We start from the raw sequence: 11793 nt of genomic DNA on the forward strand, positions 1-11793 counted from the left end.
AGAATCTGCGATTTGCTCCGCATGTGCAACGAGATGGGCCAGTCGCGACAGCGTTTTACATGATTCGCAACCAGTCTTTTTTGTCACGGTTGCCCACAGAGCGTCCGGCTGCCGCTTGCGCTGGCGCGTGTGCACTCCTATCCAATCAGCCCCCGTCACGAATCTCGGAAGAACACCGTGTCGAATTTTGCCTCCATCATCGCCGCTGAGCTCTCCGTCAGGGATGCCCAGGTCCAGGCTGCGATCGACCTGCTCGACGGCGGCTCGACCGTGCCGTTCATCGCGCGCTACCGCAAGGAAGCGACGGGGATGCTGGACGACACGCAGCTGCGCACCTTGGAGGAGCGGCTGCGTTATTTGCGCGAGATGGATGCGCGCCGCACCGCGATCATCGAGAGCATCAAGTCGCAGGGCAAGATGACGCCGGAGATCGAGCTGGCGCTCGCCACCGCCGACACCAAGGCGCGCCTCGAAGACATCTATCTGCCGTTCAAGGAGAAGCGCCGCACCAAGGCGCAGATCGCCAAGGAAGCCGGGCTCGAGCCGCTCGCCGACATGCTGATCGGCGATCCGATGAAGGCTCCGGAAGTCGAGGCGAAGGCCTTCATCAAGAAGGACGGCGACAATCCGGTCAAGGACGTCAAGGCGGCGCTGGAAGGCGCGCGCGCGATCCTGGTCGAGCGCTTCGCCGAGCACCCCGATCTCGTCGGTTCGCTGCGCGAGGAGATGTGGGGCCGCGGCGCGGTCAAATCGTCGGTGCGGCACGGCAAGAAGACCGAGGGCGCCAAGTTCGCCGACTACTTCGATTTCTCCGAGCCGTTCACCAAGCTCCCGTCGCACCGCATCCTGGCGATGCTGCGCGGCGAGAAGGAAGAGGTGCTGCAGCTCGATTTCGGCGATGGCGAGCCGGAGGATTCCAAGGACCCGTCGCTGTACGAGAACCGCATCGCGGTGACCTTCGGCATCTCGCGCCAGGGCCGGCCCGCCGATCAGTTCCTGTCCGACTCCGTGCGTTGGGCCTGGCGTACCCGCATCAAGACCTCGCTCGCGCTCGATATCCGCATGCGGCTGTGGCAGGAGGCCGAAAAGGAAGCGGTGCGCGTATTCTCGGCGAACCTGCGCGACCTGCTGCTCGCCGCGCCGGCCGGCGGTCGCGCCACGCTCGGGCTCGATCCGGGCTTCCGCACCGGCGTCAAGGTCGCCGTCATCGATCGCACCGGCAAGTTCGTCGATCACGCCACGATCTATCCGCACGAGCCGCAGCGGCAGTGGAACGAGAGCATGCTGACCTTGGCGCAGCTCTGCGTGAAGCACGGCATCGACCTGGTCGCAATCGGCAACGGCACCGCGTCGCGCGAGACCGAGAAGCTGGTCAACGATCTGATGAAGCTGAAGCCGGATCTCAAGCTCACCAAAGCGATCGTGTCGGAAGCCGGCGCGTCGGTCTATTCGGCCTCGGAATTCGCCGCCAAGGAATTCCCCAATCTCGACGTGTCGATCCGCGGCGCGGTGTCGATCGCACGCCGCCTGCAGGATCCGCTCGGCGAGCTGGTCAAGGTGCCGCCGGCCTCGATCGGCGTCGGCCAGTATCAGCACGACCTCAATCAATATGAGCTCGCGCGCGCGCTCGATGCCACGGTGGAGGACTGCGTGAACGCGGTCGGCGTCGATCTCAACACCGCCTCCGCGCCGTTGCTGGCGCGCGTCTCCGGCATCGGCGAGAGCCTGGCGCAGAACATCGTCGCGCATCGCGATTCCAATGGTCCGTTCCCGACGCGCGACAAGCTGAAGGAAGTGCCGCGGCTCGGGCCGAAGGCGTTCGAGCAGTGCGCCGGATTCCTGCGCATCCGCGACGGCGACAATCCGCTCGATGCCTCTGGCGTGCACCCCGAGTCCTATCCGATCGTGAAGAAGATCCTCGAGGCGACGAAGAGCAACATCAAGGCGCTGATCGGCGAGACCAAGGTGCTGAAGGCGTTGAGCCCGGCGAAGTTCGCCGACGAGCGCTTCGGCGTGCCGACCGTCACCGACATCATCAAGGAGTTGGAGAAGCCCGGCCGCGACCCGCGTCCGGAGTTCAAGACCGCGACCTTCCAGGAGGGCGTCGAGAAGATCACCCATCTCAAGCCCGGCATGATCCTGGAGGCGACCGTCACCAACGTGGCCGCGTTCGGCGCCTTCGCCGATATCGGCGTGCATCAGGACGGCCTGATCCATATTTCGGCGATGTCGGAGAAGCGCATCAACGATCCGCGCGAGGTGGTGAAGCCGGGCCAGGTCGTGAAGGTCAAGGTGCTGGACGTCGACGTGCCGCGCAACCGCATCTCGTTGACGCTTCGCCTGTCCGATCCGCTGCCGGCGAAGGGGGAGAAGCGGACCAGCGCGCGGCCGCCGGCGGCGGCGGCGCGTATGACCACCCGCGAGGAGAAACCGTCCGGTGGCGGTGCGCTTGCCGCGGCCATGGCCAAGGCGGCGGAGCGGCGCAAGGGCGTCTGAGGCATCGCTGCATGACGAACCGGCGCCGCGCAGGACATGCCCCCTGCGCGGCGTCATGGCATTCGACGTCGTGCCTTTGCCGTCTTCCGGATCTCCGCGGTGATGCTTACCTTGCTTGGCAGGCTGCGCGCGAGGACCGAACATGACGAACCGCACCGTGATCATCGCCGGGGCCACTGGCCTCGTCGGGAGGGAGCTTCTTCGCGGCCTGCTGGACGACCCGGCCGTGGACCACGTGCACGTCGTCGGCCGGCGGGCGCCGCCGGGTGCGTCCCCGAAGTTGACGGCCCATGTCGTGGACTTCGCGGCGCTGCCGCCTTTGCCGCCGGCAGACGAGCTGTACCTGGCACTCGGGACGACCATCAAGGTGGCCGGCAGCCAGGCCGCCTTTCGCGCCATCGACCATGATGCGAACCTCGCCGTTGCCAAGGCCGCGCTTGCGAGCGGCGCCAAGCGTGTCGGCTTGGTCAGCGCCATGGGAGCCGATTCCAAGTCGCGGATTTTCTACAGCCGCGTAAAGGGCGAGCTCGAGGATGAGCTGACCGAGCTCCCATTCGAGGGCCTGGTCATCGCGCGGCCGTCGCTGCTCGTGGGCGCGCGGGCGGAGCTGGGGCAGCCGAGTCGGCCCGGCGAGGAATGGGGCGGCGCACTGAACCGGATCATCGGCTTCCTGATCCCGTCGAACTACAAGCCCATTCACGCGCGTGATGTTGCGGATGCGCTTCTCGCCACCGTTCCGTCCATCGCGGGAAAGCGAATCCTGTTGTCGGGGGCGATGCGTCGATCGCCGACCTAGTTGCATGGCGGCTTGGAGCCGGCGACACCGGACGGGCTTCGGCCGGCCTGTTGTCCGCGGCGTGCGGGGGGCGCCGCGGCTTTCGGCGCTCTGGCCGGCGAGTTGAACCTGATGGCGATTCCACCCTTAAGACCTTAACCATACTTTTTCGTTAGCTTCGGCATCCTCGGTCACGGAATCGGTGCCTTATGCGTAGACATGTCTGGGAATTTTGCCTCGCGGTATTTGTCGCCGCACTGGCCGGATCGCTGCAGGCGGCGGCCTCACCACGAATGGTTTCGCTGGTCTTCAATTCGCAAACTCAGAACCCGCAGCAGATCGGGGCCGATGAATTCCGGCAGAAGCTGTTGGCGCTCACGGGCAAGCGGCTCATCGTCGACGAGCGCGGCGGCAACGCGTTCGGCAGCGAAGCGGCGGTGCTGGCCGCGGCCCGGACCGGTGCCGTCGACGTCGCCGTGGTGTCCGGCGGCATCGCCAGCGCAGTCGTCCCCGAGCTCGGTGTCTTCGACATTCCCTTCCTGTTCCGTGACACCGCGCACGCCAAGGCGGTGGCGCAAGGGCCGGTTGCGGCTGCGATCGGCGCCAAATTCGCCGACAAGGGTCTGGTGCTGCTGGCGCTCGGCAAGCAGGGCTTTCGCAACCTCACCAATTCGAAGCGGCCCGTCCGCACCGTTGACGACGTCAAGGGCCTCAAGATCCGCGTGATTCCGAACCCCGTCTACCAGATGACCTTCAAGGCCCTGGGTGCGGATGTGATGCCGATGGACTTTCCGCTGGTCTATGCCGCGCTCAAGGACGGGCGTCTCGACGGCCAGGAGAATCCCGTCGCGACCATCGCGGCCAATCGCTTCGAAGAGGTTCAGAAATATCTGACGCTCACCGGACATTTCTTCGCGCCGATCGCCTTCGTCGCCAACCGCGAGGTGTTCGAGCATCTGGATGCGAGTGACCGCGAAGCGCTGGTCGCGGCCGCCAAGGCGGCTGCAGAGGTCACCTGGCAGGCCCAGCTGGATTCACAGAAACTCGACGATCTGCGCAAGGGCGGCATGGAGGTCATCGAATCCTTCGACCGCAAGACCTTCGTCGATGCGGTCAAGCCGCTCGATCCCGAATTCGAGAAGCGGTTCGGCAAGGAGCTGCTCGCCGCCATCAGGTCCACTCCGTGAAACAGCCGGGCAATTCCATGAAACTCTCTTCGTTGATGTCGTGGATCGGCGTCCGCCCGCGGATCTTCGGCGGCTTTGCGCTGATCCTGAGCTTCCTCGTGCTGCTCGGCGGCTTCGCCATCAGCCAGGTCGGGCGGATCGGCGGCACGGTGGACGAGCTCGTTGCCAGCGCGGCCGGTGATGCCGGCATGACGCAGGTACGCGCCGCGTTGCTCGCCGCCAATGGCGCGGTGGAAAAATTCATCCGCACCTGGAGCGTCGGTGACAAGGATGCGGCCGGCAAGGCAATCGACGGCGTCGGCGAGCTCACCGATCAGGTTGAGAAGCAATCCGGCCGGCTGAAGGTGATCGCTGAGGGCGCAGGCTCGGTACGAAACGCGCTCGCGACCTACCGCGCGTCGTTCGCCGCCGCTGCCGACGCCGTGGACCGCCTGCGCGCGGCGACCGGGAAGACCGATGCACTGGGCGCCGTCGCCGGGATCAATATTGGCGGCATCCAGGTCGCCCTGGCCAATCGCGCCGGTGCCGAGCCGCTGCTCAATCCGCTGCGCCTTGCCAGCGTCGTCGATGCAGTCCGCATCGCGGTGATGCGATATACAAGCTCGCTCTCGATGGGCGATGCCGACGATGCCAGGCTCAGCTTCGTCTATGCGAGGCTTGCAGTCACCGATACGGAAGCCGAGATGGCCGGTGTCGATGACCCCAAGCTGAAGGCGCTGGTCGCAGCGCTGAAGGACGCGCTCACGGCAGATGCTGCGGCGCTCGAAGACGTGATCAAGGTCGCCGCCGACCTGCGCGCCAAGCAGGCCGAACTCGCCAAGGCCAGCGCCGCGATCGACGTCCAGGTGGGCCGCATCAACCAGCAGCTCGGCGCGGCGCGCGCAGAGCAGGGCGCAAGAACCGGCGTGGCCGTCGAGGACACCAGGCAGACCGTCATCGTGACGGCGGCGGGGGCGGTGGTGCTCGGTGCCGTGCTGGCCTGGCTGATCGGCGCCAGCGTCTCGGGTCCGATCCGCAGCATGACCGACCGCATGCAGTCGCTGGCGGCGGGCGAACTGGAGCAGCCGATTCCTGGCGGCGAGCAGCGCGACGAGATCGGGCGGATGGCCCGCGCGGTCGAGGTGTTCCGCGACAATGCCCTGACCGTGCGCCGCATGGAGCAGGACGCGGCGGCGCAACGCGAGGCTTCCGAAGCCGAGCGCGCCCGGATGATGGCCGATCTGGCCGGTCGCTTCGAGCAAGGCATGCAGGGCGTGATCACCGGCGTCGGCGGCCGTGCCACCGACATGGGGCAGAGCGCCAAGGAGCTCGCGCGGGTCGCGGAGCGTGGTCGCGGACTTGCGGAAGCGGTGGCGAGCCGCGCCGAGCAGGCCTCGGTGAACGTGCAGACCGTGGCCTCGGCGACGCAGGAGCTCGCGGCCTCGATTCGCGAGATCTCCGGTCAGGTGCAGCGCTCGGTGACGGTGTCGACCCGCGCTACGCATGAGACCCAGCGGACCTCCGACCTGATCAACGGGCTGTCCAGCGCGGCCGAGAGGATCGGCACCATCGTGCAGCTGATCCAGGCGATCGCGAGCCAGACCAACCTGCTGGCCCTCAACGCCACGATCGAGGCGGCGCGAGCCGGCGATGCCGGCAGAGGCTTTGCGATCGTCGCCAGCGAGGTGAAGAACCTCGCCTCCCAGACCGCGCAGGCGACCGAGCAGATCTCGAGCCAGATCGCGACCATCCAGAATGCCACCGAGGAGACGGTCGGGGCGATCGCGCAGTTCGGTACGACGGTGAAGGAGATCGCCGAAATCTCCAACGCGATCGCGGCCGCTGTCGAGCAGCAGGGCGCCGCGACCAGCGAAATCGCCCGCAACGTCGAGCAGGCCGCCAACGGCACGGCAGCCGTGACGCAGGAGATCGGCGACGTGCGCGCGGTTGCCGGTCAGACCGATGCCGGCGCGGAGGCTGCGCTCACGGCCGCCGCCGCTCTGCAACAGCAGGCGGCATCGCTGAAGAGCAATGTCGACGACTTCCTGCAGACGATCCGCACCGCGGCCTGATCTCCGGATTTCGGAACTACTTGGATTAGCAATTCCGAATCTCGGGACTACTTGGCGACGAGGCCCGCACGTCCATACGTGCGGGCCTTTGGTTGTTGGCTTGTCGACGAGCAATATTTTTCTGCGCGCAGCACCGCGATACCGCTCTTAATATCTTACCTACCATTTCTTGGTAGGTACTTTCAGGTGCTGAACGCAACGGTGGAAAGATGAGTAAGACGATTCGAGAGCTTGGGGTCGCCGTAGTGACGGTGGCGGCGCTGCTTGTGCCACATCACAGCGCGGCCATGCCGCGGATGATCTCGGTGGCGTCCGGCCCCGAACTATTCCGCGAGAAGCTCGCGGAAGGTCATCGCTTCATCGTCGATGGGCGTTCGGGCAATGCGCTTGGCGGCGAGCCCATCATCCTTGCAGCGACCCGATCGGGTGCCCTGGATGTGGCGGTGCTGACCGGCGGCGTCGTCAGCTCTGTCGTTTCCGAGCTGAGTGTGTTCGACATTCCATTTCTGTTCCGCGACGAGGCGCATGCCAAAACGGTGATGCAGGGTCCGATCGGCAAACAGATCGCCGCCAAATTCGCTGACAAGGGGCTGGTGCTGCTGGCCCTCGGCAAGCAGGGCTTTCGCAATCTCACCAACTCCAAGCGCCCGATCCGCAGCCCGGAGGATATCAGGGGCCTCAAGATCCGCGTCATTCCCAACGAGACTTATAAGATGGCATTCAAGGCTCTTGGCGCCGAAGTGATTCCGATGGACTTCCCGTTGGTCTATGGCGCCTTGAAGGACGGGCGACTGGACGGCGAGGAAAATCCGCTGACCACGATCTCGACGAGCCGCTTCTTCGAAGTCCAGAAGTACCTGACCATGTCAGGTCATTTCTTCGCGCCGGTCGCGTTCGTGGCCAATCGCGCCATGTTCGAGCAGCTCGATCCAGCCGATCAGGACGCGTTGATGGCGGCCGCCAAGGCCGGCGCCGAAGCGACCTGGCAGGCGCAGGTCGATGAGGCAAAGCTGCAGGAGCTGCGCGCCGCGGGAATGGAGGTCGTCGACAAGATCGATCGCCAGGCTTTCGTCGATGCGGTGAAGACGCTCGATCCCGAATTTGAGAAGCGGTTCGGCAAGGAGCTGATCGCCGCCATCCGGTCAACTCGCTAAGTCTTGGGGATTTCCGTGAAACTGTCATCTTCACTCTCGTGGATCGGCGTCCGGCCGCGCATTTTCGGCGGCTTCGCCTTGGTGCTGTCCTTCCTCGTGCTGCTCGGCGGCTTTGCCATGGTCCAGGTCGGACGTATCGGCGGCACGGTGGATGAACTCGTTACCAGCGCAGCCGGAGATGCCGGCATGTCGCAAGTGCGCGCGGCGTTGCTCGGCGCCAATGGTGCGGTCGAGAAGTTCATCCGCACCTGGAATATCGGCGACAAGGACCTTGCGGCGAACGCAATCGAAACTGTCAGTCGGCTCGCTGATCAGGCCGAGCAGCGCTATGGCAAGCTGCCGGCCATTGCCCAGGGCATCGCGCCCGTCCGCACTGCATTGACCAGCTACCGATCCTCGTTCTCTGCTGCGGCCGAATCGGTCGACCGGCTGCGCGCGGCGACGGCCAAAACCGATGCGCATGGCGCCACCGCCGGGCTTGACGTCGCCGGCATCCAGGTCGCGCTTGCCAATCGAACCGGCACGGAGCGTCTGTTCCAGCCGTTGCGCCTGGCCGCCGCGGTGGACGGCGTCCGTGTCTCGGTGATGCGCTATGGCTCGACGATGACGACCGCCGATGCGGTGGATGCCAAGAATGCCTTGGCCAATTCGCAGGCCGCTGTCGGCGCCACTGAGAGCGAAATCGCTCCGACCGGCGAAGCCAAGTTGAAGATGCTGGTTGTGGCGTTGAAGGAGGCGCTTACGGCTGATGCGTCCGCGCTCGAGGAGGTGATCAAGGGCGCGGATGACCTGCGTGCCAAGCAGGCCGATCTCGCCAAGGCCAGCGCGACCATCGACTCAGAGGTCGGCCGGATCAACCAGCAGCTCGGCGCGGCGCGTGCGGAGCAGGGCGCAAGAACCGGCGTGGCCGTCGAGGACACCAGGCAGACCGTCATCGTGACGGCGGCTGGCGCGGTGGTGCTCGGTGCGGTGCTGGCCTGGTTGATCGGCGCCAGTGTCTCGGGCCCGATCCGCAGCATGACCGACCGCATGCAGTCGCTGGCGGCTGGCGAACTGGAGCAGCCAATTCCCGGCGGCGAGCAGCGCGACGAGATCGGGCGGATGGCCCGCGCCGTGGAGATATTCCGCGAGAATGCGCTTGCCGTCCGAAGGATGGAGCAGGATGCCGCGGCGCAGCGCGAGGCCGCGGAAGCCGAGCGCGCCCGCATGATGTCCGATCTCGCCGGGCGCTTCGAGCAGGGCATGCAGGGCGTCATCACCGGCGTCGGCGGCCGGGCCTCGGAGATGGGTCATAGTGCCAAGGAGCTTGCGCGCGTCGCCGAACGCGGCCGCGGGCTGGCGGAGGCGGTGGCGACGCGCGCCGAGCAGGCCTCGGTGAACGTGCAGACCGTGGCCTCGGCGACCCAGGAGCTCGCGGCCTCGATTCGCGAGATCTCCGGTCAGGTGCAGCGCTCGGTTTCAGTCTCGACCAGGGCCACGCATGAGACGCAGCGGACATCCGACCTGATCAACGGGCTGTCCAGCGCGGCCGAAAGGATCGGCACCATCGTGCAGCTGATCCAGGCGATCGCGAGCCAGACCAATCTCCTGGCCCTCAACGCCACGATCGAGGCGGCGCGAGCCGGCGACGCCGGCAGAGGCTTCGCGATTGTCGCCAGCGAGGTCAAGAACCTCGCCTCCCAGACCGCGCAGGCGACCGAGCAGATCTCGAGCCAGATCGCGACCATCCAGAATGCCACCGAGGAGACGGTCGGGGCGATCGCGCAGTTCGGTACGACGGTGAAGGAGATCGCCGAAATCTCCAACGCGATCGCGGCCGCGGTCGAGCAGCAGGGCGCCGCGACCAGCGAAATCGCCCGCAACGTCGAGCAGGCCGCCAACGGCACGGCAGCCGTGACGCAGGAGATCGGCGACGTGCGCGCGGTTGCCGGTCAGACCGATGCCGGCGCGGAGGCTGCGCTCACGGCCGCTGCCGCTCTGCAACAGCAGGCGGCATCGCTGAAGAGCAATGTCGACGACTTCCTGCAGACGATCCGCACCGCGGCCTGATCGCCGCTGCTCGCGATCAAATGGGTCGGGTCATGCGGGCGGCGACTGACCGCCGCCCTTGCAGTTCGAGCGGTCGACGTTGACCTCCAGGGGGGCGCGGACGCAAGCTGCTACAATGTCCGCTTCTCAGTCGCGTTCTCTCGCCATTCCGGTCGACGGCGCCGGCACAGTGTCCGCGCTGTTGATCGCGCCGCCGCAGGCGCGGGCCTGCTTCGTGTTCGCCCACGGCGCGGGCGCCGGCATGACGCACGTGTTCATGAACGATGCGGCCGAAAGTCTTGCCGCGCGCGGCATCGCAACGCTGCGCTTCCAGTTCCCTTACCTGGAGAAAGGCAGCAAGCGGCCTGATTCACCCGCCGTGGCCCAGGCCACGGTGCGTGCGGCGGTGGCGGAAGCCGCGCGGCTCTGTCCGGGGCTTCGCTTGATTGCCGGCGGCAAATCCTTCGGAGCGCGAATGACGTCGCAGGCGCAAAGCGCCGCACCGCTGCCGGGCGTCACGGGCCTCGTGTTCTTCGGCTTCCCCTTGCATCCGGCTGGACAACCAGCCGTCACACGCGCCGATCACCTCGATGCGGTCGAAATTCCGATGCTGTTCCTGCAGGGCACGCGCGACAAGCTCGCGGAGATGGAGCTGCTCGAACCCGTCGTCCAACGGCTCGGACGGCGCGCGACCTTGCATCGGATCGAGCAGGCCGATCACGCCTTCCATGTACCTGCACGCTCGGGCCGAAACGCTCGGGCCGTCATGGACGAGCTGACGCAGGCGTTCGCGGTTTGGTGTGACGCCCTGCCCGGCGCCTGACGACATCTTGAGCTCGCGCCGGTAATCTCATTCCCCGCAGCACGTTCATTGCGATAAAATCGAATGAGAAAAAAAGAACATTTCTCTCACCTCAGGTTGAGTCATAGTTTCGCCGACGGTCCCAGGAGAGGGGCTTTCGATGAAATCAGCAGTGCTGGCTACGACCATCCTTGTCGCCGGCATGCTCTTGATATCGGCAGGTTCAGGACGCGCGGACTCCCGCCTGACGGGCATGGCCATCGTGAAGGGGACATGCCAGAAGCTGGTCATCGCGGGCAAGGATCGCAGCCTGGAGTGCACGGGCAGTCTTCTCAATACTGATTACGACGATCAGCGCACCGGGGTCTATTTCACTTTGCTCGATGGTGGTGTGATCACGTTTTCGAACCGTGGCGATCTGGAGGAGAGGGCCGGGTCCGACAAACACGTCGCGCCGGTCGACCTCGTGATCATCGGTCAATACCCAAACAAGAAGATCAATCGCGTAGCGGCCAAGGGTCGCTGCCGGTATGGAAACCCATTCAAGGGTCCCTCGCTCATCGAGTGCTCCGCCGACAGCGAGCTTGGCCGCTTCGAAGCGACTTTCCTATCGAATGGCGAGAAGCCGGAGGTGAAGACTTTCTGAGGCGATCAGCTGTTGCGCCCGACCGGGAGACAAGCTGACGCACACGCTAGCGCATCCGCAGACAATGCCCCTGGTGACAGCGCGGCAGGCGACGCGAAGCTACTCAGCAACAGCGGTTTTTCGAGGATTGCAATGGAAAGGATTCTTTCGTCTTTATCACTGCTGATGCTTAGCGCTGCGTGACGGCGACGGCGGTCCATGCGGAGGACGGTCTGAAAGGCACCGATACTTTGCACGGCACGTGCAGGAAGCTCACCATCGCGGGAAGAGACCGTGCGTCCGACTGCAAGGATGTTCTGCTCAACACCCGTTATGTCGACGGGCGGACCGGTTTCTACTTCGTGACGCTCGATGGTACGATGATCACCTTTTCGAGCCCGGGCGGGCTGGCGCAGCGGCAGCACGCGAAGACCCTCGTCTATCCAATCGACGCGATCATTTTCAAGATCGAAGGTGAGATCCGGAAGATCCCTGCAAGGGGCGCGTGCCGCCCGGCGAATCCGACCAACGCGTCTTCGAGCCTCAGCTGCCAAGCCGACAGCGAGCTGTGCAAGTTCGGGGGAGAATTCCTGACCGGCGCGACCAAGGCCGCCGGCCCCTAAGGACAGCCGCCGGCAGGAAGATTTGCCGCGACATCCGGCTCGAAATATTGCA

The 11793-nt window shown here is 65.6% G+C and carries 9 protein-coding genes; all 9 read left to right on the top strand.

The window, feature by feature from the left end; all coding sequences use genetic code 11:
* The first annotated feature begins 177 nt into the window (after positions 1 to 177).
* The 9 genes from LQG66_RS24785 to LQG66_RS24825 all read left to right on the top strand — a co-directional run bounded on the left by LQG66_RS24785 (position 178) and on the right by LQG66_RS24825 (position 11741).
* The gene (locus LQG66_RS24785) at positions 178 to 2496 is read left to right on the top strand and encodes a Tex family protein (protein WP_231318278.1); all 2319 of its coding nucleotides are present in this window, start codon (positions 178 to 180) and stop codon (positions 2494 to 2496) included.
* Positions 2497 to 2653: 157 nt separating this feature from the next.
* Positions 2654 to 3292: a Rossmann-fold NAD(P)-binding domain-containing protein gene (locus LQG66_RS24790; RefSeq protein ID WP_231318279.1), complete on the top strand. Its 639-nt coding sequence runs from the start codon at positions 2654 to 2656 to the stop codon at positions 3290 to 3292.
* A gap of 188 nt (positions 3293 to 3480) precedes the next feature.
* A complete protein-coding gene (locus tag LQG66_RS24795; RefSeq protein ID WP_231318280.1) occupies positions 3481 to 4458 on the top strand; it encodes a TRAP transporter substrate-binding protein in 978 nt (325 codons plus the stop codon).
* A gap of 35 nt (positions 4459 to 4493) precedes the next feature.
* On the top strand, positions 4494 to 6509 hold the full coding sequence (locus tag LQG66_RS24800) for a methyl-accepting chemotaxis protein (RefSeq protein WP_231327924.1): 2016 nt from the start codon (positions 4494 to 4496) through the stop codon (positions 6507 to 6509).
* A gap of 209 nt (positions 6510 to 6718) precedes the next feature.
* Positions 6719 to 7663 (top strand): TRAP transporter substrate-binding protein, encoded by a 945-nt coding sequence (locus LQG66_RS24805; protein WP_231318281.1) that lies wholly within the window; start codon positions 6719 to 6721, stop codon positions 7661 to 7663.
* 15 nt (positions 7664 to 7678) lie between these two features.
* Positions 7679 to 9712 (top strand): methyl-accepting chemotaxis protein, encoded by a 2034-nt coding sequence (locus LQG66_RS24810; protein ID WP_231318282.1) that lies wholly within the window; start codon positions 7679 to 7681, stop codon positions 9710 to 9712.
* Between the two features lie 115 nt (positions 9713 to 9827).
* Positions 9828 to 10514 (top strand): alpha/beta hydrolase family protein, encoded by a 687-nt coding sequence (locus LQG66_RS24815; protein WP_231318283.1) that lies wholly within the window; start codon positions 9828 to 9830, stop codon positions 10512 to 10514.
* Between the two features lie 139 nt (positions 10515 to 10653).
* Positions 10654 to 11139 carry a hypothetical protein gene (locus LQG66_RS24820; RefSeq protein WP_231318284.1) on the top strand — a complete coding sequence of 162 codons (486 nt, stop codon included), beginning with the start codon at positions 10654 to 10656 and terminating at the stop codon, positions 11137 to 11139.
* A gap of 179 nt (positions 11140 to 11318) precedes the next feature.
* Positions 11319 to 11741, top strand: a complete 423-nt coding sequence (locus LQG66_RS24825) for a hypothetical protein (protein WP_231318285.1) — start codon at positions 11319 to 11321, stop codon at positions 11739 to 11741.
* The last annotated feature ends 52 nt before the right edge of the window (positions 11742 to 11793 follow it).

Source organism: Bradyrhizobium ontarionense (assembly GCF_021088345.1).
GTDB lineage: Bacteria > Pseudomonadota > Alphaproteobacteria > Rhizobiales > Xanthobacteraceae > Bradyrhizobium > Bradyrhizobium ontarionense.

Bases quoted from the DNA above. Each gene is read 5' to 3' on its own strand.
- LQG66_RS24795 (WP_231318280.1), top strand. From the start codon at position 3,481: ATGCGTAGACATGTCTGGGAATTTTGCCTCGCGGTATTTGTCGCCGCA.
- LQG66_RS24800 (WP_231327924.1), top strand. From the start codon at position 4,494: ATGTCGTGGATCGGCGTCCGCCCGCGGATCTTCGGCGGCTTTGCGCTG.
- LQG66_RS24805 (WP_231318281.1), top strand. From the start codon at position 6,719: ATGAGTAAGACGATTCGAGAGCTTGGGGTCGCCGTAGTGACGGTGGCG.
- LQG66_RS24815 (WP_231318283.1), top strand. From the start codon at position 9,828: ATGTCCGCTTCTCAGTCGCGTTCTCTCGCCATTCCGGTCGACGGCGCC.
- LQG66_RS24820 (WP_231318284.1), top strand. From the start codon at position 10,654: ATGAAATCAGCAGTGCTGGCTACGACCATCCTTGTCGCCGGCATGCTC.